The sequence below is a fragment of the Paenibacillus liaoningensis genome, from assembly GCF_059609455.1.
On record NZ_JCAALU010000011.1, the window covers coordinates 119538 to 142161 of the forward strand.

Sequence of the window (22624 nt, forward strand, 5' to 3'; positions counted from 1 at the left end):
ATACATTTCAATACGGGGGGATATAAAAATGAATCACAAGATGAAAAAAGCTGCAACGGGCGTCATCGCAAGCTTACTGGCTTTGTCACTGGCGGCATGCGGATCAAACAGCAATAGCCCAGCAGGTACAGCAACCAACGGAGGAAGCGGCAGCAGCGGCGGTAAAGTAACGCTGGAGCTAGCCATCTCCAAGAGCTCGCAGGACTCCGCTTTTGTAGCGCAAGACCTTCTTGATGCTTTTGAAAAAGAGACAAACATTAAAGTTAATCTTCAACTGCTTCCAGCTGAGCAGACAGCAACCGTGCTGCAAACGAAGCTGGCGGTTGATGAAACTCCAGATATTATCCAGTACAACCTGGCAAGCGCCGTAACCGACCTGAACTTGGAGCGCAACTTTGAAATTTTGGATAGCGAGCCATGGGTTGGCCGTCTGTTGAACAAAGATGTGCTGTCCGCTAATGATCATGTATACAGCTTCCATGTCAGCCAAGACACAGGCATGCAAGGCGTTGTGTACAACAAGGATATGTTCAAGGAGCTGAACCTGTCGATTCCGACAACCTTCGAGGAATTCCTTGCGGTATGCGAAGCGATTAAAGCAAGCGGCGTAACACCGGTATTCATGCCGTTCAAGGATAATTGGGCAGCCAACATCTGGCCAGCAGCCGCATTCGCAGATTATGCAGCGAAAAATGACCCAACGTTGTTCGATGATCTGAACAGCAATAAGAAAAAATGGACAGACATCCCTGAGTTCGCAACTTTGCTGGACCAGCAGTACCAAGTATTCAAAAAAGGCTACACGAATCCTGATATTTTGAGCGACAGCTACGATATGGCCGTTGGTAAATTTCTGGACAAAGAAGTGGCTATGATGTTCATGGGCGACTGGCTGATCGAGAACGTAGCGGAAAAAGATCCTAGCATCCACCTTGGACTGTTCGCGATTCCTTCTTCCAAAGATGCAAGCCTTGGCGCAAGCCCGCTTGGTGGACAGCTGTTCATTCCTAAAAAAGCGAAGCATATGGCTGAAGCTAAAAAATTCCTTGAGTTCATCGCTTCCAAAGAGCAGGCACAAAAAATTGTTGATTCACAGGGCTATGTTTCCAACTTCAACGATGTGACGACTCCTAAGCTGCCTGACTACAAGCAGGAAATCGTAGATAACTACATTACACCGAAGAAAACCGTTCTGACTACAGATGCGCATATGCTGGTAGACCGCAGTGAGCTGTACAGAAACCTGCAGGATCAGTTTGCTGGTGCCAAAACACCGGAAGAAGTATTGTCTGCTTGGAACGACAAGTTTGCACAATTGATGAAAGATAAAGGCGTTGCCGGATTTTAATTGATAGAACACTAGGCAGAATAAAGTCCTTCAGGGCTTTATTCTGCCCCAAGCTGTTATGGAGCGTGATTACAGATGAAGACAAAAAGCTTGTATCCTTATTATCTAATATGGCCGGCCCTGCTCGTTTATTGTGTATTTTTCGTATTGCCTGCCCTCATCGGCTTGTTTTACTCCTTTACGGACTGGCGGCTTGACCGCGAAACGCTTAAATTTATCGGTTGGGACAATTTCAAACAGATTTTTTCCGACAAGACGCTTATTTTAGCCCTGAAAAATACTTTTATTTTCGCGATTGTTACGGTTATCGGAAAAAATGTGCTTGGTATCGCCTTAGCCATTGGCCTCAACATGCGACTGAAATCCAAAAATCTGCTGCGCGCGATTTTTTATTCGCCGTCGATTTTGAGCGTTCTCGTTATCAGTATTGTGTTCACGCCAATGCTGCGTACAGATGGCACCATCAATAAATTTCTGGAAGCCATCGGCCTAGGTGTCTTTGGCCAATCGTGGCTGACCAATCCATCCATTGTAATCTGGACCGTTGCCCTGGTGTCGATCTGGCAGCATACCGGCTTCCAGATGGCGATTTATTTGGCCGGACTCCAGTCTATTTCCAAAGAATATTATGAAGCAGCGACGATTGACGGAGCAGGCGTGTGGAGCACGTTCAGCAAAATTACGCTCCCGTTATTGCTGCCCGCTATCAATATCAATCTCATGCTGACGCTCATTGGCGGCTTGAAGGTATTTTCCGAAGTATTCGTCCTTACAGGCGGCGGACCGGGGAACGCTTCCCAGGTTGTCGGAACGATTATTCTCCGCGCCTTCGGAGAAGGCAACTGGGGCATGGGTACAGCGATCAATACGCTGCTGTTCGCGGCGGTTACCGTTATTTCCATTCCACTGCTGATCTTCATGCGTCGTAAGGAGGTTGCTGAATAATGAGCTACACACGCAAACTTGCGCTTCGCAACTATATTGTCGAAATTTTTCTGCTGATCGCTTCCCTGATCATTATTGTGCCGTTGCTCATGATGATTTTCGGTTCCTTCATGACCAGCTCCGAGGTGCTGCGCTTTAAGCTCGCGCTTCCGGACAAGTGGATGTTCTCCAACTATACGCAGGTTTTTAAAGAAGGCGGCCTCGGCCGTGCCTTCCTGAATGGCCTGCTGATTACTGGCGTATCTTCCATCGTCAACATTATTACCTCTTCAGCCGCTGCTTTCATTCTGGTGCGAAGAGAATCAAAGCTGTCGAGCTTCCTGTATATGTTTTTCTTTATGGGACTTATTGCTCCGATGTCGATTATCACGACGATTCGTGTCGTACAATGGCTGGGCTTCTATGGCAGCATTACGAGTGTTATTTTCATTTACGCCGCTTTGAACGTCGCGTTCAGCGTGTTCCTGTATAGCGGCTTTATCAAATCGATACCGAGAGCTCTCGATGAAGTAGCATTCCTTGAAGGCGCGAGCATGCTTGCTGTATTCTTCCGCATTATTACACCGCTCATCGTTCCCGTGAACGCGACTGTGGCGATTATGGTGTTTATGTCGGTATGGAATGATATTACGATTCCGCTTTATTTCCTCACCGACAGCTCCGACTGGACGATGCCGCTATCCGTTTACAATTTTTACGGCAAATACAGCCGGGACTGGAACCTGATCTTCGCCGATCTCGTTATGACTTCGCTCCCTGTGCTTGTGCTTTACCTGTTCGCACAGAAATACATCGTCAGCGGCCTTACAGCTGGCGCGGTCAAAGGTTGATCGCCCCTCTCTCCCCAAGCCCTTGCGCCGGATTGCCATCTCCTGCGCGGGGGTTTTTTACATGGACTGTTGTATTTAAATAGAGCCACTCTTGAGCTGCCAATAGCCGAACAACCGTCTGGGGCGAGAAACAGAAAAAGAGAAGAAACTCAGGTTTCCCCGATTTCCTTCTCTCTGCCTTATGCGACCTGGGCGCTTGCTAATTACTTACTGCGAATTCAAATATGCGATGCCGAGTCCGCCCGTTACCGGATTTTTATAAATTTCGCAATTGACGTCGAATACGTCGCTGATCATCTCTTTCGTCAATACTTCTTCTGGCGTTCCGCTCGCGTAAATTTGCCCCTGCTTAATGATATACAAATAATCGCAATACTCTGCTGCCAGCGTCAAATCATGAAGGGCGGCTAAAATGCCGATGCCCAGCCCTTTGACGATGCTCAAAATTTGCAGCTGGTATTTAATGTCCAAATGATTCGTCGGCTCATCCAAAATCATAAACTTCGGCTGCTGTGCAAGCACTCTCGCCAGAACGACGCGCTGTTTTTCCCCGCCTGAGAGCGACATGTAGCTTCGTTCCGCATAATGGGACAAATTCACCTTGCTCAGCGCCTCTTCCACAATTTCCTCATCCCGCTGATTGTCCGTCTCCAGCATTCCCTTATGGGGCGTCCGGCCCATCATGACCATCTCCCGCACATTGAAATCAAAGCTCATTTCATTGAACTGTCCGACAACGCCAAGCTGCTGTGATACTACCTTTGGCTTGGATTTCAGCACATCCGTGCCGCTGAGAAATACCTGTCCCTGCTTGGGCTTAATGACTTTATAAATGCTTTTGAGCAAGGTTGATTTGCCGCAGCCGTTAGGGCCAATAAGGCCTACAAACTGCTGGTTGTCTACCTTGAGCGATATATCCTTCACAATGTCCGTACTCGCAAACGATACCGAAATATGATCCACCGTCAGCTTCATCGTTATTTCCCTCCAAAGGCGTAGCCTTTTTTGACCAGCATGTACATGAACAGCGGCGCGCCAATCATCGCCGTAATTATGCCGATGGGCAGCTCCACGCTTGGAATGATCGTCCGGGCAATGACGTCGGTCCAGATGAGAAAAATGGCGCCAACCAAAATGGAGGCCGGCATCAGCCTTCTATGATCCGAGCCGACCAGTCCCCTCACCATGTGAGGAATAATAAGCCCGACGAACCCGATCATACCGCAGCTCGCCACAATGACGCCTGTAATAAGCGCAGCCAGCAGCAAATAAATTTTGCGGAACACCGCCAGATCAACGCCCAGCGTCACCGCCGTATCATCGCCAAGCAGCATGGTATTTAATATCCGCGACTGAAAAAGGAAGAACAGCGCAGCCCCAACAACGACGAGCGATATGAGCGGGAGCTTGTCCCATTTTGCCGAAGCCAGGCTGCCCATTGTCCAGAACGTGACGGTCTTAATGCCAACGGCATTGTTTGCGATATAAATAATAAAATTGGCGAAAGCCGTACATAAAGCATTGATGACCATCCCCGACAAAACCAGCTTAACCGACGTCATTTTGCCACCAATGCCTGCTAATATAAAGACGAGCAGCGATGCGCCCAAAGCGCCTGTAAATGCCCAGAAGGCAACCCCCGTCTGCCCGAGCAGACCGCCCGCGCCAAAGCCAATTAAAATTGCAAACGTCGCACCGAGCGATGCGCCCGAGGAAATGCCCAAAATATACGGGTCTGCCAGCGGATTTTGCACCGCCGCCTGCATGACCGTGCCGCACATCGTAAGCCCGGCCCCGATAAACAATGCCATTAATACACGTGGAAACCGAATTTGCCATAAAATATCGACAAACGAGCTTGTCTCCATCGCGCTCCCGTCGCCTAGCTGGATTCCTAATAACTTGTAGAGCAAAATCCGATAAGAATCCCCTAACGGAATCTTTACCTGCCCGATTGATACGGCAACGCCAATCGACACCACGATAACAGCCGCGAGTACGAGCATTAAAGTTAAAAACAGCGACTTTTTTCGAATGAGAGCTTCTTTCTCTTCCTGCCTGCTTACACTAACCTCTGCCATCCCGATTTACCCTGCCTTTTCATTCATTGTTCCGATTTTAGTTTACAACTGACTGTTTTTAAGTATAATTGATAATGATTCTCTTCGTCAATTAAAGACAATATATGAAATGAGGTTAGTAGGATATGTTTCGTTTTTTGCGTAAAATGACGTTTTTTGCACTTCCCCTTGCTCTGGCAGTAACCGCTGGCTGTTCTTCCGCTTCGACCAATTCGCCAAGCAGTTCCCCGAGCCCTTCCGCCGAAGCGACGGCTTCAGCAGCAGTAGTAGAGGCTTCTCCGAGCCCCGGCGGCAAAACCGCTTATCCGCTCACCCTTGAAAATTTCAATTTGTCGGCAGAAAGCGGCTCCTTCCAGCCGAAAACGCAAACGTTCGAGAAAGCACCGGAGCGCATCGTCGCCAATACGCAGTCCGCTGCGGAAATTTTGATCCGACTTGGTTTGACGGATAAAGTCGTTGGCGTCGCCGCCCTTTACGGCGATGTGGAGGCTGACATTGCCGAGCCATTCGCCAAAATCCCTGTCTTATCCGAGACATATGTCGGCAAGGAGCTTGTCGTCGGAGCGAAGCCGGATATCGTCCTCGGCCGTGGCGACCTGTTTGCAGATGCAGATTGGGGCGTCGGAACGGTTGACTCGCTGAACGAGCTTAATATTGCTACTTTTGTTCAAAACAACTCCCGTCCGGGTGCTGTACTCAGTGATCTTTATAAAGACATTGAGCAAATGGGCCAAATTTTCGACGTACAGGATAAGGCGCAGGAGCTTGTCCAGAGCTTGCAGCAGCGCGCCAAGGATATCGAGACTCGGTTTGCCGGCAATCAGGAGCAGAGCTTTGCTTTTATTGGAAGCAGCACGCCGGATTCCATTGCCGTCTACAGCGCAAATAATGATACCTTCCAAGCCGAGGCGCTTAGCCTGTTGAAGGTGACCAACAGCTTCGCCGACGTTTCCGGTGAAATCAGCGCGGAGCAGCTCGTTGCGAAAAACCCTGATTTCCTTGTCATCTCGGATTATAAAGGCGGTCCGGACATCAATGAATCGGTGAAAAATATTTATGAAAATCCAGCTCTGCAAAGCATGTCCGCTATCCAAAACAAAAAAGTATTCATTATCGATTTCAATGATTTCTGGGGCTACGGCTACCACATCTTTGACGGTGTCGAGAAGCTGGGAGACAACTTGTCCAAAACCTCTTAAATCTTGCAGCTATCTATTGGCCGTCTTCAGCCATGCACCAACAGAAACGACAAAGCGCCTCTTCCTTTACGGGTCCAGTTCATTATCAGAGCTGGTCCGCAAGCAAGAGGCGCTTTTTTATGTCATCACACTATTTTAGTTCGTCTTTCCTTCGTTTTCCGCTTCCCACTTGGCAATTTCCTCGCGCACTCGCGGTGCAACCTCCGTGCCAAGCAGCTTGATTGCGTTCATTACGTCCTCATGCGGCATCGTGCCGAGCGGCGTATGGAGCAAAAATCTCGTAATGCCGACATGCTTGCGCAGGTTAATAATTTTACGGGCAACCGTTTCGGGATCGCCGACATAAAGCGCACCTTCAATGCTGCGGGCAGCGTCAAAGCTGGAACGGTCATAATGCCCCCAGCCCCGCTCTTTGCCGAGCACATTCATAACCGCTTGCGTGGAAGGGAAAAACTTGTCTGCTGCAAGCTGCGTCGTCTCTGCAATAAAACCGTGCGAGTGCGAAGCGATAGGCAGCTTCGAGGCATCATGCCCCGCATGGGCTGCTGCTCTCTTGTACAGCTGCACCAGCGGTGCAAAATTCATCGGACTGCCCCCGATAATGGCGAGCACAAGCGGCAGGCCGAGCAGGCCCGCGCGGACAACCGATTCTTGGTTGCCGCCGCTGCCGATCCATACCGGCAAAGGGTTCTGAACAGGGCGTGGATAAACGCCCAGATTGTTAATGGCTGGGCGATGGCCGCCTGCCCAGGTCACCTTTTCAGATTCGCGAATTTTCAGCAGCAGCGCCAGCTTTTCATCAAACAGCTCATTATAGTGGTCCAGATCATAGCCGAACAGCGGAAACGATTCAATGAAGGAGCCCCGCCCTGCCATAATTTCCGCACGCCCGTTTGAGATACCATCCAGCGTAGCAAAATCCTGAAACACGCGCACGGGATCAGCCGAGGACAGCACCGTAACGGCGCTCGTCAACCGAATCTGCTTCGTTTGTGCGGCAGCAGCCGCCAAAATAACGACTGGAGAGGAGGCCGCATAATCCTCGCGATGATGCTCGCCTACTCCATAAACGTCCAGCCCGACCTGATCCGCAAGCACAATTTCTTCAACCACTTCGCGAATACGCTGGGCATGGCTCATAACCTCTCCTGTTTCTACATCGGGCGAGGTTTCGACAAACGTACTAATCCCTATTTCCATCGTACAATCCCTCCTGCTTCCACTCTATATTTTTTTAACAAACTCCGATTTCAGCTTCATAGCGCCAAAGCCGTCAATTTTGCAATCAATATCATGATCGCCGTCGACGAGCCGGATGTTTTTGACCTTGGTGCCAATTTTGACGACGAGCGAGCTGCCTTTGACCTTCAAATCTTTAATGACCGTGACCGAATCACCGTCGCTCAGCACATTGCCGTTCGAATCCTTTACAACCTTCTCATCCTCATTGGCATTATCCTGTGCATTTGCATTCCATTCATGCGCGCACTCCGGGCAAACAAGCATCAGCCCATCCTCGTATGTATATGGCGACTGGCACTGTGGACAATTTGGCAAGCTAGACATGTATTCATGCCCTCCATTCCTGTTACTATAATCGTTACGACTTTGCTTGGAAGTTTCATTATAAACGGTAAAATAGCAAGCGTAAACGGCTGAAGCCGTCCTCCGGCGGTAAAGCTGCCGTTTCGCGGTGAAATCAATGCCTGATTTTCGGCTGCAACGGCAGTCAGGAATCTATATAATAAAATCCATCAGAAAAGTAAGGGGCGCATGCCATGATACCTGCCGAACGTTATCCCGAATGCTATAGGGCCTTAATAGAGAAAAATACCGAATATGAGGGCGTTTTTTACGTTGGAGTCAAAACGACGGGCGTATTTTGCCGGCCAACCTGCCCCGCTCGCAAGCCTAAGTTTGAAAACTGCGAGTTTTATGAAACGGCGCAGCAGGCTTTGCTTGCGTCTTTCCGCCCTTGCCAGCGCTGCCAGCCGCTTTCCCATCCGAATCAAGTGTCAGAGGTCGTTCGCCTGCTCGTCGAAGCGGTGGAGCAAAATCCGGAAAAACGCTGGAAGGGCCAGGATTTCAAAAATCTATCCGTCGATGAATCAACGGCTCGCCGCCAATTTAAGCAGCGCTTCGGCATGACCTTCGTCGAATATGCCCGTGCCCGCCGTATGGGCATCGCCTTGAAAAACATTAGAGCTGGCCAATCGGTTATGGATACGCAGCTCACGACCGGCTATGAATCCAGCAGCGGGTTTCGCGATGCCTTCTCCCGTATTATGGGCGCGGCACCTACTTTATTGGAAGATGGCAAAGTGCTGAAGGCGGCTTGGATCGATACGCGGCTTGGCCCAATGATGGCGATTGGCGATGAGCAGCACTTGTATTTGTTGGAGTTTGTAGATCGGAGGGGGCTGGAGCGCGAGGTCGAGCGGCTGCGCAAAAGGACCAAATCCGCGGTCATTCCCGGCACAACAGCATCCATTCAGTCTATTGAACGGGAGCTGGCGCTTTATTTTGACGGGAAATTGACGGAATTTAAGACGCCGCTATTTTTATTAGGCTCGCCGTTTCAGCAAAGCGTGTGGGCACAGCTGCTGCAAATACCGCCGGGCGAAACTCGTTCTTATTCCGACATTGCGGCAGCACTTGGAAAGCCGACAGCCTTTCGCGCAGTCGCCCAGGCCAATGGAGCCAATCAGCTGGCTATCCTCATCCCCTGTCATCGCGTTATTAATTCAAACGGTGAATTGGGCGGCTATGGAGGCGGATTAACCCGAAAAAATTGGCTGCTCCGGCATGAGAGACAAGCATCATGCTGAAGCAGCCGCTTCAAACGAGCTATTCGGCTAAAGCTTTTTCGGCAGCAGCCAGAGCATTCACTACTTTATCGCACCAGAGATCGAATTCCTCGTCTTCCTTCTGATGCTCAGGATTGGCCATAATGTGGGCAACCGTCTGCTTGATGCCTTGATCAAGCCGCGTCGTAGCTACAAACTCTGGAACAAGCTTTTTCAGCTTCGCATTGTCAAAGACGACGGAGTTCGCCTTGTCGCCCAGCAAGCCGCCCCGGAAATCATATTTGCTGCCCGCAGCGAGAAAATCAGAGGCTACATGCACCGCATTCAGCTTTACGCCTAGCGCATCCGCAATGATTTCATAAATCTGATTCCAGGTCACCGACTCATCCGACGTGATATGCACGGATTCGCCAATCGCGTGGATGTTGCCCATTAGACCGATAAAGCCTTTGGCAAAATCGCTGTTATGCGTCATCGTCCAGAGGGACGTGCCGTCGCCATGGATGATGACCGGTTTATTTTCAAGCATACGCCTAGCGACCTGCCAGCTTCCGTTATTGCCGTGCACGCCCAGCGGAATCGAGCGCTCGTCATACGTATGGCTTGGCCTTACAATCGTGATCGGGAAGCCTTGCTCGCGGTACTGCTTAGTCAAATACTCTTCACATGCAATTTTGTTGCGGGAGTATTCCCAATACGGATTGGATAATAGCGTTCCTTCGGTAATGCGATAATCCGACAGCGGCGTCTGGTAGGCTGAAGCTGAGCTGATAAACATAAACTGCTTGGTTTTTCCCTTGAATAAGCGGTAATCGCGCTCGAGCTGCTCTGGCTTGAAGGCGATAAAATCCGCTACTACATCAAATGACAGATCGGCGATAAGCGCCGCCACCTGCTCCTCATTATTAATATCGGCTTTAATGCTATGTACACCTGCTGGCAAATCAGCATTTCTAGTTCCCCGGTTCAAAAGATAAAGCTCGCATCCACTCTCTACTAACTGCTTCGTAATGGCAGAACTAATCGTTCCCGTTCCTCCAATAAATAGCGCTTTCATAAAACACCTCCGTTAGTATGGTATTGCTGTAAAAGCTGCTTCTTTTCTTCTTAATGATAGCATGGGGCTCGTGCGAATACTACGACTAAGCGTTCATTATTCGCCTCCTCGTGGAACAGAGGGCGAATAAAATACGTCAGCATGGATATGCCGGAATTTTTCCCAGTTGCCGGGATTGGTCGTGTCTGGAGTACGATGCTCCATAATGGCCTGATATAGGGCGGTTTTCTCTTCCAAATGGGCGACGCGCTGTTTGGCTTCTTCGAGCTGAACGATCGCCGCTTCTCTATGCTCCATCATGATTTCGCAGCGTTGCGGAATGGTCGAATCCCCTTCGATACAGAGATCGACGTACATTTTGATGATTTCAATCGGCATCCCGGATTGCTTGAGGCATTTGACGCCATACAGCCAGTTGATGGATTCTGCGTCGAACAGCCGGATATTATTCTCATTGCGCTGTAGGCTTGGCACCAACCCTTTATCGGTGTAAAAGCGTACAGCGTGCTCGGTAAGTCCCGTTAACAGGGCGGCTTCTTTGACCGTATGCATGAGTAATCCTCCTTGGGAAAAATGATAAGACCGCTTGACTTCGTGTAACACGAAGGCGATAAGCTTATTATAATGCAAATCGGCCGTTCGCGAAATCAGCCGCTGCGGCGCGCGATTCCCGGGATTCGATGCCATTTGCCCTATTACATTTGAATAATGGGAGGAATTACAATGCAAACTGTAACCTTGAACAACGGTGTGAAAATGCCAATCATCGGCTTCGGTGTCTACCAAATTCCCGATGCTGAAGAATGCGAGAACGCGGTATATGAAGCGCTGCTAGCCGGTTACCGCCTGATCGATACCGCCGCCGGTTATCTGAACGAGGAAGCGGTCGGACGCGCGATCAAGCGCAGCGGCGTACCGCGTGAGGAGCTGTTCATCACGACCAAGCTCTGGATTCAAGATGCCGGCTACGAGAGTGCCAAGCTGGCGTTTTCCAAATCCTTGAATAAGCTTCAGCTCGACTATCTTGATCTGTACCTTATTCACCAGCCGTTCGGCGATTATTACGGCGCTTGGCGTGCGATGGAAGACCTGTACCGCGAAGGCAAAATCAAGGCGATTGGTGTCAGCAACTTCCTGCCCGACCGTCTGATGGACCTCATTGTGCATAACGAAATCGTGCCCGCCGTCAACCAGGTCGAGACACACCCGTTCTACCAGCAGCTCGAGAGCGCCGCTTTTATGAAAGAGCAGGGAGTGCAGCACCAGTCGTGGGCGCCGTTCGCTGAAGGACTGGGCAACATGTTCGGCAACGAAGTGCTGACCTCGATTGCAGCGCAACACAACAAGTCCGTCGCCCAGGTTGTGTTGCGCTGGCTTGTTCAGCGTGAAATCGTAGCTATTCCAAAATCGGTGCGCAAAGAGCGGATCGTCGAAAACTTCGACATTTTCGATTTTGAGTTGAGCGCGGACGATATCGAGCAAATTTCCGCCCTCGATACGCGGGAAAGTCTTTTTTTATCGTACCATGATCTGAAATTCGCCAAGATGCTGGGCACCTTGAGAGTCGATCTGTAGCCTGTAACCTTGCTCGAACCGTAAACTCATCACGCGTTTATCCTCAAATCTATTAAGAAAGGACAGGGCAGCGCACCTGTCCTTTCTTTGTGTCAATTTATACTTACAATAATCATACCAGCCTTACCTTTAAGAGACCGTAACGAAGAAAAAAGCTTAGAAAAAGGCACCGACATTTCTGTCGATGCCTTTTTCTAAGGAATCTTAACCAGCATTTTCCCCATATTTTTGCCCTCAAACAGCTGCAGGAACGCTTGAGGCACTTTGTCGAAGCCTTCGACAATCGTCTCCTCGTATTTCAGCTTGCCTTCTCCGAGCCACTGTCCTAGCGCCTGAATGCCTTCAGCCGTACGGTCGGCATAGTCGCCCAGCACAAAGCCTTTAATAAGCGAACGCGTCTTGATCAGCTGCGTCTGTATCCGGGGACCGATGTCGCCTGATTTGCTATTGTATGAGGAAATAGCTCCACATAGCGGAATGCGCGCATGCGTGTTCAGCAGCTGCATCACCTGATCGGAAATGTCGCCGCCGACATTGTCGAAATAAACGTCGACTCCATTCGGACATGCCGCTTCCAGCGCTTTGCCCAGATCACCGACCGTCTTGTAGTTAATCGTCTCATCGAAGCCGAGCTCCTGCTTCAAATAGCTGGTTTTCTCATCCGTTCCTGCGATGCCAACGACTCGAGCGCCCTTGAGCTTCGCAATTTGCCCGACAATCATGCCGACCGCACCTGCTGCGCCAGATACGACGACGGTTTCCCCTGCCTTAGGCTGTCCAATATCCAGCAAGCCGAAATAAGCAGTCAGCCCTGTAAGGCCCAAAACGCTCAAATAAGCGGGCAATGGCGCCATTTGATCATCTACCTTGCGAACGCTGGCAGCATCCACGACATTGTACAGCTTCCAGCCCAGCATGCCGAGCACCTTGTCTCCAACTGCAAACTGCTCGGATTTCGATTCGACAATCTCGCCAACAACACCGCCGACAATCGGCTCGTCTAAAGCAAATGGAGGAATATATGACTTGCTGTCATTCATCCGTCCCCGCATATATGGATCAACCGATAAATACAGGCTGCGGACGACTACCTGCCCTTCCGCCGGTTGCTCTACCTTAGCGTCCTTCATCGCGAAATGCTGCTCTGTCGGCATGCCCTCAGGCCGTGCTGCCAACACAATCATCCGATTATTTAAAGTTTCGTTCATGATTCCAAAACCTTCTTCCTTGTTTTAAACTAATATATCCATTTTACCGGGCGGCATTCTGGGGCCCGAGCCACAATAAAGATTTTTCAAAGTACAGCTATCGTTGTATTCAAGCAAAAACGAATTCGTCGTCCTCTGGCGGCGCAGCGCGTTTCAGTCCGAGAAATATAGAGAAAGGTTGGCGAAATCATGTCTTTCCTATATTTTAAGAAAATAACATACTGGGGATAAAGTTTCAATGTTCGATTTTCATCGAACCGTTTTCGCTGTTTGCTTGCAACTGTGATTCAATCGGTGAAAATGCCAAAACAACCGGAGCCTTTTATGGCCCCAGTTGCTTCCCTTGATTTTGTACTTTGATCTTTTTGTACCATGATCTTTTGTACCATGGTGTTGTGTCGCTCTTTTGTACCGCAGCCCTATGGGCTGACTATCGCACTTGTCGTTCTAACTCCCGCAACACGCCCCGCACAGCTCGCAGGCGACTTGGCCTTAAAGGTGACAATGACACTATCCTTCCCTCGTGTGAACGGCTCTGCTATCTCATAGGTCACATAAAAAATATGGCCGATTTTATTGCAATGAATCGTCTGCTCTCCGACGATCTCGTCATCGACCAGCACCTCAAACTCGCGGTTATATGCCGTACCTTCATGCTCAAAGCGAAAATGATCGCCGCCCCAATAAGCTACGCAAAGATTATTTTTGTTCGATCCATCAACCGCAAGCCGGTAGCTGAAGTAAGCATCGCTGACGCCAAACGCTTCTCTCCACATATGCAGCTTGTTCTGATTGTCCGTGAACGACCCGTTATAGGGGCTCGTTAAGCAGTTGCCTTGAAGCTGATGCCCGATTTCATCCTGCTGCCCGTCCGGCTGTACGCTATCGATGGTCACCTTATTTAGCTTCTTCTCAAAAGCATCGCCTTCGTCATTCAAATTCCAATACAGCGTATAAAACTCATGATGCAGCGCGTAGAAAGGCACGAGTGCTGCCCCCTTCCCATCGGAGGTCACTTCCTTCGCTATTTCAAATGTCAGCGTTTCGGCGTCCTTCAGCCTGATGAAGTCAGACAGGTTCTCACTTTCCGTCCAAAGCACAGGCACATCCGCCGTCTTCATGCTTAATGCGGTCTCATCGACGATCGTATCCTCCGGAAGGCCATCAGCCCCAAACCTTCCCGCAAGCACGATTGGGCCATAAAGAAAGGCGATTTTGCTTGCGCTATCTTTGGCGGTGTACTTCCTCAGTGCCAGCGGCAGCGTGACAATAATATGATCCCCCTTGCTCCATGTCCCGCTGATGGTCAAGTATCCGGCTTGTTTTTCAACATATTTGCGCTCGCCGTTGACGACCGCCACTAGCTCACAAGGCAGCCAGGATGGGACGCGCAGCTTAAGATTAGCCTCTGCCGTTCCCTCGGCAATAACAAGCTTCACGGTGTCTGAATACGGAAAGCTTGTTTCCTGCCTGATGACCAGCCCCTTGGCTTTCCATTCCAGCTCGGAGGCCATATATAAATTCACATACAGATCATCCTGCTTTTCAAAATAAATCGCCTCGGCATATTTGCCCGGGTTTTCCATGCCCGTTCCGGTACAGCACCACCAAGCGGAATCGCGGGTGCCGTAAATTTTGAAATGGCCCGGCAGCGTCGAGGCAAAATAAGTTTTATTGCCCGTATGCGGGTCCTGTGTACCGAGGATGTGATTGTATAAGGCGTTTTCATAATAATCCATATACGCGCTGTTTTGCTCCCAGCTAAACAAATATTGGGTCAGCACAAGCATGTTATGTGTAAAACACGACTCTGCCGATTTAATGCCCAAGCTTTCCATATCCATCGCTTCAAAATGCTCCGAGAGGCTGCTTCCGCCAAAAACATAAGAGCGTCTGCCGACCACCGTATGCCAGAAAAACTCGGCAGCTGTGCGATAGGTTGTAAAATCCTTGTTCTGCTCATACATTTCGGCCACACCAATGACCTTTGGTATTTGCGTATTGGCATGCTTGCCCTGCAGCTCATCCCGCTCCTGCTCCAGCGGCGAAATGATGGCTTTATGCGTAAATTGAACCGCTGCTTCCATATAGACAGCTTGTCCCGTGAGGCCATACAGCTGCGCAAACACTTCATTCATGCCGCCATGCTCGCATTCCAGCATATGCTGCGTCTGCTCCTCCGACATTTGCGAGAGTCCATTTACTGCCCAATCGGCAAAGGCTTTGACAACGTGCAGTGCCTCCTCATTTCCAGTCAGCGTGAACGCATCAATTAAGCCTTGATAAATTTTATGCACGCTGTACCACGGAACCCAATACCCGTTCATGCTAAAACCGCCAATGTCCGTTCCTTTAAACGCTTCGATAAAAGGAGTTTCGACCAAGCCGCCAACGTATCCGCTGCCGGTCGCCGCTTGAATGCCTGCAAGCTCCGATACGGCATAATCCAGCTTCGCTTTTAGCGCCTCATGGCCCGTTGCCTGATAGGTGACGGCAAGTGCCGACATATAATGCCCGAGCGAATGACCGCTGATCGTTCTGGCTTCCCAGCCTTCGTACCGCGGCTGCTTGGGAGCCAAGCCATGCGCCTCATAACACGGGGCGAGAAAACGGTCGATATCAAGCGCGTGCAGATAACGCTCGCCAACTTCCTGTGACGTTTTAAAGAGGCCGTCCAGTAGCAATACGTCGCTTTGGCTGACGAAGCCTTGATTTATTTTTGCCATATTTATGAGTCCTCCCTAGACCTAAAATCAGCTATTTGCTATTCAGTGGCTACCATTCATGATAGTATCTTATCAAATCAAATTCGAAATAATCAGACTCATAATCAAAGAAAAGGTGGATAAATCAGTCTACATGAATGAAAAGCTGAGCCATTACTTATGCGGTAAATTCATATCCGAAGGCAACTGGTCGCACATGAAACGAAATGCGCTGCATTATGAAATCATTATGATGCTGGAAGGACAGATGTATATCGCTGAGGAAGAGCGGGAATATGTCGTCCGCCCAGGTGATATGCTGCTGCTGCGGCCCGGCATGACTCATTTTGGCTATCGGAATAGCGAGTCGCCCGTCAGCTTTTATTGGGTACATTACGGTACGAAGGCGGAGCCATATCGGAGCTATCCGACCCATGTGCCGATTGATGGTCCGTCGACGATTAATCAGCTGTTTAAGCAGCTGCTGCATGTTTCTTCTTTTTCGGCGGAGGAGGCAAATGCCGCTCTATTGTTATTATTGAATGAGCTTACGCGGACGATTGACCGGCAAAATCATGCCCCGCACGCCATCGTCGACAACATTTGCAGGTGGATTGATGCCCATTTGCATCTGGACATTAATGTCCGTAAAATTGCAGAAGTGTTCAACTTTAATAAGGATTACATTTCGAAGGTTGTGAAGCGGGAGAAAGGGATGGGCATTAAAGCTTATATTTTGACGCAGCGGATCAGCCGGGCGAAGCTGAAGCTTCTGAACACGAATTTGAGCGTAAAGGAAATTGCTGGCGAATGCGGTTTTTCCGATTATAAGCTGTTTCTGCGAACATTCAAGCATTATGAGGGCATGACGCCGAGTGATTATCGCAATATTTTATACTCGACACCGCTCAATATTTAAAGGTTGCATACGGACAAATGAGCTGGAAGAAGTTTGGGAGATGATCGTATTGAATAAAAAGAAGAAAACGATGGCGATTGAGGCACCGATCCTGCCGATTGAGCTTCCTGTGCTGGAGCAGACCGAGCTGCAATCTCATGCTTTTTTTGAAATGGGCATTATCCAGGATTGCGTATGGGATGGACAGCAGGCTCGCAAGGTGATTTTCGACAAAATTATTTTCAGAAATGTCACGTTTACCGAGACTGCGCTGAACGAGGTCGAATTGACGGATGTGATTTTCGACAAATGTGATTTATCGAATGCCGATTTTAGCGATGCCATTATCCACCGGACTGTGTTCAAAAACTGCAAAATGATTGGCATGAATTTGACCGGAGCCACGCTGCGAAACATGGTTTGGAAGGACAATTTGGCCGATTACGCCAATTTTAGAATGTCTGATATGAAGCAGGTATCCTTCCAGGACAACTCGATGGGCAAAGTTGATTTCAGCTTTGCAAAGCTGCAAAAACTCGAGCTTTTCCAATGCCAAATTGACCAAGCCCAATTTTCAAATACGAAGCTCGCTGGCCTTGATTTAAGCACCTGCGAATTTAATGGGATTGCCGTAGCCCCCGAGGATTTGAAGGATTGCGTCATTTCGCGAGAGCAGGCGTATGTGTTTGTGGCGCTGTTTGGGTTGATTTTGAAGGAGTAGCAGCTTCGCTAGGCTATTTGAAGCGTTATTTTGAACATGATTTTAACCATGATTGCCATTATAAAATCAAAAAGGGCATCCCCGAAGGGTGCCCTTTCTCCATTCAGACCATCATTAAATACAATAAGAGCGCCAGTCCCATAACGGCAGCAAACCTATAATTCGGCCTCGCCAGCTCGAAAACTGACTTGTTGAATAATCCTGCCAGCAAATTGTTCACCGCCGAAGCGGGAGAAATCGGATTGGACAGCCCCCAGCTTCCGAGCAGCAAAACGGCGAAATAAATCGGGCTGATTTGCACGACGTCCGGATCAATGCTGGTCGCGAGAATCGTCACCCATACAATTGGATGAAGGCCAATTAATGAGGTAGCAGCAATCATAACGATTGTGAAAATAGAAAACGATAATGCAATAGGCAGAGGTATGTGCCCGAGCAGGGAGGGAATGACGTGCCCAAAACCTGTAGCGCTAATCGATCCGCTGAAAAAGCCTGCGGCTAAAAACAGCGTAATCTCCTTTTGCAAAGCGGGCAGCGTAACGGTCAAATGATTCGTCAGTCCCTGCCGGAATGTCGGGAGTGCTCCCTTCGCAAGGCACCACAGCAGCGGAAAAACAACCGCCCCCATGCAAGTAATCAGCACCATCGGAAGCTCAATCAGCTGCTCCAGCAGCAAAATGGCCGCCGTCGCACACAGCAAATAAATAGCGAGTCCCATCGGAAAGGAGGCCCGTCTTCCGTGTTCCTTCTCCATGCCTTGGCCTCGCTGATTCTCGATCGCTTTCGTGGATCGCGTGACTGTCGTGACTTCCGTGACTTCCATGGCTTCCTGGCCCAGCTCATCTGTCTGCGCTGCTGCAAGCTCACTTGCCTCATCCTGTGCACGCAGCTGCTTAAAGTCCACAGCCAAGCTTACCAACAGGCTGATCAGCGACAGCCCGATCAAATAGGGCAGCAGCGCTGACCAATTCAGCTTAAGCGCCGAGGTGACAAGCGCCATTGCTGCAAAATAAGGCGACCAGCAAATCGCGCCTCCAAAGCCGCGATTCAAGGCGTTCGCCAGCAGCCCGGATAAGCGCCCGGAGCGGGGCTTAACGAATACCAAATGATAAACGACGGGAATAGACCCGACGTTTATAAACCCGCCCATTATATGCGTCATAAGCTGCGTACCGATGAACAGGGCTGTCGTGCTGCGCATACGCGTTTCATAGAACCGCTTCAGAGCAGCAACATAATCCGGCAGCCGTACCGGAATGCCGAACAAGGGAGCAAATACGAATAAGGTAACCAACGTCGCATTCATACTCGCGGCTTTAAACCAATATGCGACATCCGCTTGCTGTGCCAGCATCAGGACGACCCCGCCAGCTATAAAAAAAAGACTCAGCCACAGCGCGATTCCTTTGAGCTTAGGCAGCAGCAGGAGCACCGCCATAAAGGAAAGTCCGCCCAGCACATAAACAAGCGGCCCCCACTGCGTAAACTGCTGTAAAATAAAAACGGCAGCGAGAGCGAAAATAACTGCTCTATCGATCACTGCCTTTGTCCCAACTGTCATGACCTTCGCCTTCTCTTCTGCTTCTGCTCTCTAGTTGAACTTCCAACAGCTTAAGCTTAAATTGCCGTACTGGTAGCTGCGGTGAAGCAACGTTGCTTGACGGTTCTTATCACCCGAGCCCATAGCCAGCAGGAGCGGGATAAAATGCTCGCTCGTCGGCACTGCCTCCTGCGCAAAGGGAGCCAGCTCCCTATAATTGAATAGTGCCGGGAGATCCCATGCCTCAAGCTTGCTCTGCAGCCAATTATCGAATGATTCCGCCCATTCGTCAATGCCTTCAGACTGCCAATTCAGCTTTCTGAGATTATGGACGGTTCCGCCGCTTCCAATAATCAGCACATCCTGCTTCCTAAGCGCAGCTAATGCCTTGCCGATCTCATACTGCTGCTCATTGGTCAAATAACGGTTAACCGAAAGCGCGACGACGGGAATATCCGCATCCGGATAAATCAGCTTGAGTACGGCCCAAGCGCCGTGATCAAGTCCTCTCTCCTCATCCAGCACACTTGGAATGCCATGTTCAGCGAACAAGGCTTGAATGTCTTCACTGAGCTGGCGTTTGCCTTCCGCCGGATACGTCATCTGGTACAGCTCATCCTGAAAGCCCGAAAAATCATAAATCGTGCTGTACGCTGGAGCAGCGCCCACTGTCTGAACCGTCTGCTCCCAATGGGCGGAAAAAAGGACAATCGCTTTCGGCTTTGGCGTCTGCTCCTTAAAGCTTTTCAATAGAGCCGTATAACCATTATTCTCCAATACAATGGACGGCGCGCCATGGGCAAAAAAGTATGCTGGCATCATTGTGCTTGTTCCCCCTTGTTCTCAAGTAGCCATGCAAGAAAATCCCGTTGATTTTCTTCGGACACGCCATGGTCGGTCGGATAAATCTTAAAGGTCAATTGCGGCGTCAGCGCTTGAAAATAATCCGCTGTCTCGTGTCCAATTCGAATCGGAAATACGGAATCAAATTCACCATGCGAGACAAACACGGATACGTTCTCCAGTGATTGCAAAACATATTCGTGTTTGACGAACTCTGGCACATAGCCGTTCAACGCAACAATGCCTTTCAACTGGTCCCCCATCGTAAGGGCAAGCGTCATCGATAAAATCGCACCTTGGCTGAAGCCAAGCAAATAACGCTGGCTCGCATCAATCGGGTATTTTTCCGTTGCATAAGCAATAAAACCTTCAAGCTGCTGCACAGCCCGGTCAAAAATGTCCCGAATCGGGTTGCCGAGGCTCTTCAGCTCATAATATTGGTAACCGGCGCCCAGCCTAAGGTCGCCTCGGATGTTAATGATGATGAACTTGTCCTCTAAAGGCGCTACAAGCCCATGCATATTTGCCTCATTCGAGCCTTTCCCATGAAGGGTGAAAATAACAGGATAGGTTTGGCCTGCCTCCGCATGCGCTGGCAGGTGAACATCATAATGATAAGCGGGGTTCATAGTGGCCCTCCTCAAAATATTAGTAATAAGAATTAAAGTTCTGTATTACAAATATATAGTGAAGCTATAGCTTTGGTCAACATGAAAATCGCTGCGCCCGCTTCTGACACATGCAAATAGCGCGTGCTGATCGGGGATCGGCACGCGCTGCTTGGTTTCTTTTTTTTATAAACAAACTACAATGTTTCCAGCAGCGCTTTAAGCTCAGGATTCAATTGCAGAACATGCAGCACCATTGTTAAAGCCTCCGCACGGGACGCTTGGTTATTCGGCTGGAACGTTCCGTCGCCAGCTCCGCTGACGATGCCAGCTGCCGCGGCTTTCTCAATTTGCCCCTTGTTCCACACTTGATTAATGTCGGTGAAAGCAGGCACACTCGCTGCATTCACACTATCAAGATCAATAATTTTAGCAAGGATTGCGATTATTTCAGTACGGCTAATTTCCTGATTCGGCTTAAATGTGCCGTCCTTATAGCCTGAAATTACGCCTGCTGCATGCAGGCTTCCAATCGCCGCTTCCGCCCAGTGGCCCGAAACATCACTTAGCACGCTGCCGCCTGCAGCAGGGCTGGATATGCCAAATAACTTGGAAATGATGGCCGAGAATTCAGCGCGGGTAATGCTTGCATTCGGACGGAAGGCATTGTTCTCATATCCATTAACGATGCCGAGCTTAGCAAAGACGTCAACCGTCTTATTTGCCCAGTGGGAGCCGGTATCCGTAAATGGGATGATTGTTGGATTAGCTTTAGCTTCATCTACTTGCTTCGCAAGTCCTGTGATCACATCATCAATCTTGACGACTTTATCATTGAACTTTATTTGGGGCGCTGGCACCGATGTCGGTGTCGGCGCTGGCGTTGCTGTAGGCGTTGCTGTCGCTACAGGCGTAGTCGAAGAGCCGCCTCCATTGCTTCCACCACTAGCTGGCGCTTGAACAACAACGCTATGGGAGGCAAACACAGCCGAACCATCGGCCGCCGTTGCTTTCACAGTAACCGTACCTGCGGACACGCCCGTCAATAAGCCGCTGGCATTAATGGAGGCGACACCTGTACCATTTTCAACCGACCAAACGATCGATTTGTCCGCTGCATCCACAGGTGCAATTTCTGCTGCCAATTGGATGGTACCGCCAGTCTGAACAGCGGCTTGCCCCGATACCAAGACGGAGTTTACCAACACAGGTGTCGCTGTTGGCGTCGGCTCTTGTGTTGGTGTTGGTGTTGGTGTTGGTGTTGGTGTTGGTGTTGGTGTTGGTGTTGGCGTTGCAGGCACATTTATCGTTATGTCCTTGCTCCCTACAATACCAGTGCCGTCAACGGCAGTTGCTTTCGCTGTAACTGTTCCGGCCGATACGGCCGTCAACAGCCCGTTTGCATCAATCGTCGCTGAGCCTGTACCGTCCACAACAGACCAGACAACCGCTGGATTAGCCGCATCGATTGGAAGCACTGCTGCATTTAACGCTAAAGATTGACCTACATCGACCGTATCGATACCGCCAGACCCACTGACCTGAATATCTGTTACGACATGAAAAAAGTTATCCGTAATCAATTTCGGACCAGAGTATACAGCTAATTGTGCCAAAGTCACAGGAACATTAACATCGTTATTTTTAATTAAAAACGTCACGAGTCCGCTATTCGTATAGGAGGACATCCCCCCGAATATTGAAGCATTCGAAATATAATCAGGATCCATATCATAAAAGAGTAAATTCGGATTACTCGTATGAATAAATATTTCTGTTCGTCCCGTCACGAGCTCGTCATCCGCATCATAAACAGAAAAAGTGACACTTGTATAATCCGGATGATTGACATCCGTATGTGGCAGCTCGGCCAAAGCAACATAATCTACAGCCTCTGTCGGTTTGTACGTTTGAATGTTGGATAATGATACGGATTGGCCGCCATAAGAACGTCCGGGAATCCAGCTGACCTGACCATCCGTTACATACCCGCCCATCATCGTTTTATCAGCATAGGTATTTACGGTTACCGATGTTTCCCCTGCGTTAACATCCGGAACCTGTGTGACCGTTCCATCGGAATACCGTATAAATGCATGTTCTGAAGCGTCTGGCAACCCACCATTATAATAGACTGTTACAAGGCTGCCCGAGGAGATACAACCGCTTAACAAAGCGAGAGTCAAAATTAAAACCAAACCCAATTTCATTGTTGAACTTTTTTTCATTGCTTTCCCTCATTCCTTATCGTCTTAATAA

The 22624-nt window shown here is 49.5% G+C and carries 20 protein-coding genes; 8 read left to right on the plus strand and 12 right to left on the minus strand.

Features of this window, described 5'->3' with window-relative positions:
• Window positions 1–28 precede the first annotated feature (28 nt).
• The 3 genes from AC6B99_RS17960 to AC6B99_RS17970 all read left to right on the plus strand — a co-directional run bounded on the left by AC6B99_RS17960 (window position 29) and on the right by AC6B99_RS17970 (window position 3123).
• The gene (locus AC6B99_RS17960; RefSeq protein WP_494880870.1) at window positions 29–1348 is read left to right on the plus strand and encodes an extracellular solute-binding protein; all 1320 of its coding nucleotides are present in this window, start codon (window positions 29–31) and stop codon (window positions 1346–1348) included.
• A gap of 75 nt (window positions 1349–1423) precedes the next feature.
• Window positions 1424–2293 (plus strand): carbohydrate ABC transporter permease, encoded by an 870-nt coding sequence (locus AC6B99_RS17965; protein ID WP_056036369.1) that lies wholly within the window; start codon window positions 1424–1426, stop codon window positions 2291–2293.
• On the plus strand, window positions 2293–3123 hold the full coding sequence (locus AC6B99_RS17970; protein ID WP_099517988.1) for a carbohydrate ABC transporter permease: 831 nt from the start codon (window positions 2293–2295) through the stop codon (window positions 3121–3123). Before AC6B99_RS17965 ends, AC6B99_RS17970 begins: the two co-directional genes overlap by 1 nt.
• Window positions 3124–3330: 207 nt before the next feature.
• On the opposite strand, the gene AC6B99_RS17975 is transcribed toward AC6B99_RS17970, so the two are convergent.
• Window positions 3331–4098 carry an ABC transporter ATP-binding protein gene (locus tag AC6B99_RS17975; RefSeq protein ID WP_496663911.1) on the minus strand — a complete coding sequence of 256 codons (768 nt, stop codon included), beginning with the start codon at window positions 4096–4098 and terminating at the stop codon, window positions 3331–3333.
• A gap of 2 nt (window positions 4099–4100) precedes the next feature.
• Window positions 4101–5204 carry a FecCD family ABC transporter permease gene (locus AC6B99_RS17980; RefSeq protein ID WP_056036364.1) on the minus strand — a complete coding sequence of 368 codons (1104 nt, stop codon included), beginning with the start codon at window positions 5202–5204 and terminating at the stop codon, window positions 4101–4103.
• Between the two features lie 125 nt (window positions 5205–5329).
• Here AC6B99_RS17980 and AC6B99_RS17985 point away from each other — a divergent pair, with 125 nt between their 5' ends.
• On the plus strand, window positions 5330–6403 hold the full coding sequence (locus tag AC6B99_RS17985; RefSeq protein ID WP_494861306.1) for an ABC transporter substrate-binding protein: 1074 nt from the start codon (window positions 5330–5332) through the stop codon (window positions 6401–6403).
• Between the two features lie 135 nt (window positions 6404–6538).
• Here the strand turns inward: AC6B99_RS17985 and AC6B99_RS17990 are convergent, their stop codons facing one another.
• Both AC6B99_RS17990 and AC6B99_RS17995 read right to left on the minus strand, forming a co-directional pair.
• Window positions 6539–7603 (minus strand): LLM class flavin-dependent oxidoreductase, encoded by a 1065-nt coding sequence (locus AC6B99_RS17990; RefSeq protein ID WP_056036360.1) that lies wholly within the window; start codon window positions 7601–7603, stop codon window positions 6539–6541.
• A gap of 24 nt (window positions 7604–7627) precedes the next feature.
• A complete protein-coding gene (locus AC6B99_RS17995) occupies window positions 7628–7969 on the minus strand; it encodes a zinc ribbon domain-containing protein YjdM (RefSeq protein ID WP_056037031.1) in 342 nt (113 codons plus the stop codon).
• A 212-nt stretch (window positions 7970–8181) separates the two neighbouring features.
• On the opposite strand from AC6B99_RS17995, the gene AC6B99_RS18000 reads away from it, so the two are divergent.
• Window positions 8182–9231: a bifunctional transcriptional activator/DNA repair enzyme AdaA gene (locus AC6B99_RS18000; RefSeq protein WP_496663912.1), complete on the plus strand. Its 1050-nt coding sequence runs from the start codon at window positions 8182–8184 to the stop codon at window positions 9229–9231.
• Window positions 9232–9250: 19 nt separating this feature from the next.
• On the opposite strand, the gene AC6B99_RS18005 is transcribed toward AC6B99_RS18000, so the two are convergent.
• On the minus strand, window positions 9251–10267 hold the full coding sequence (locus AC6B99_RS18005) for an SDR family oxidoreductase (RefSeq protein WP_496663913.1): 1017 nt from the start codon (window positions 10265–10267) through the stop codon (window positions 9251–9253).
• Between the two features lie 96 nt (window positions 10268–10363).
• Entirely contained in the window at window positions 10364–10819 is a 456-nt protein-coding gene (locus AC6B99_RS18010) for a MerR family transcriptional regulator (protein WP_496663914.1), read from the minus strand.
• Between the two features lie 171 nt (window positions 10820–10990).
• Here AC6B99_RS18010 and AC6B99_RS18015 point away from each other — a divergent pair, with 171 nt between their 5' ends.
• Complete coding sequence (locus AC6B99_RS18015) at window positions 10991–11842, plus strand: aldo/keto reductase (protein ID WP_496663915.1); 852 nt, start codon at window positions 10991–10993, stop codon at window positions 11840–11842.
• Window positions 11843–12036: 194 nt separating this feature from the next.
• Here AC6B99_RS18015 and AC6B99_RS18020 read toward each other — a convergent pair whose 3' ends face one another.
• Window positions 12037–13050: a zinc-binding dehydrogenase gene (locus tag AC6B99_RS18020; protein WP_494880847.1), complete on the minus strand. Its 1014-nt coding sequence runs from the start codon at window positions 13048–13050 to the stop codon at window positions 12037–12039.
• A gap of 419 nt (window positions 13051–13469) precedes the next feature.
• Entirely contained in the window at window positions 13470–15776 is a 2307-nt protein-coding gene (locus AC6B99_RS18025) for a beta-L-arabinofuranosidase domain-containing protein (RefSeq protein WP_496663916.1), read from the minus strand.
• Window positions 15777–15909: 133 nt separating this feature from the next.
• Here AC6B99_RS18025 and AC6B99_RS18030 point away from each other — a divergent pair, with 133 nt between their 5' ends.
• Window positions 15910–16674, plus strand: a complete 765-nt coding sequence (locus AC6B99_RS18030; RefSeq protein ID WP_496663917.1) for a helix-turn-helix transcriptional regulator — start codon at window positions 15910–15912, stop codon at window positions 16672–16674.
• Window positions 16675–16723: 49 nt separating this feature from the next.
• On the plus strand, window positions 16724–17374 hold the full coding sequence (locus AC6B99_RS18035) for a pentapeptide repeat-containing protein (RefSeq protein ID WP_494861324.1): 651 nt from the start codon (window positions 16724–16726) through the stop codon (window positions 17372–17374).
• Between the two features lie 103 nt (window positions 17375–17477).
• Here the strand turns inward: AC6B99_RS18035 and AC6B99_RS18040 are convergent, their stop codons facing one another.
• The 4 genes from AC6B99_RS18040 to AC6B99_RS18055 form a co-directional block, all read right to left on the minus strand.
• Window positions 17478–18935 (minus strand): hypothetical protein, encoded by a 1458-nt coding sequence (locus AC6B99_RS18040; RefSeq protein ID WP_496663918.1) that lies wholly within the window; start codon window positions 18933–18935, stop codon window positions 17478–17480.
• A gap of 30 nt (window positions 18936–18965) precedes the next feature.
• Window positions 18966–19736, minus strand: coding sequence for a dioxygenase family protein (locus tag AC6B99_RS18045; RefSeq protein ID WP_496663919.1), 771 nt, complete (start codon window positions 19734–19736; stop codon window positions 18966–18968).
• On the minus strand, window positions 19733–20386 hold the full coding sequence (locus AC6B99_RS18050) for an alpha/beta hydrolase-fold protein (protein WP_494880839.1): 654 nt from the start codon (window positions 20384–20386) through the stop codon (window positions 19733–19735). The genes AC6B99_RS18045 and AC6B99_RS18050 overlap by 4 nt, the downstream gene beginning before the upstream one ends.
• Before the next feature lie 176 nt (window positions 20387–20562).
• Window positions 20563–22593, minus strand: a complete 2031-nt coding sequence (locus AC6B99_RS18055) for an S-layer homology domain-containing protein (protein ID WP_496663920.1) — start codon at window positions 22591–22593, stop codon at window positions 20563–20565.
• Between the last annotated feature and the right edge of the window lie 31 nt (window positions 22594–22624).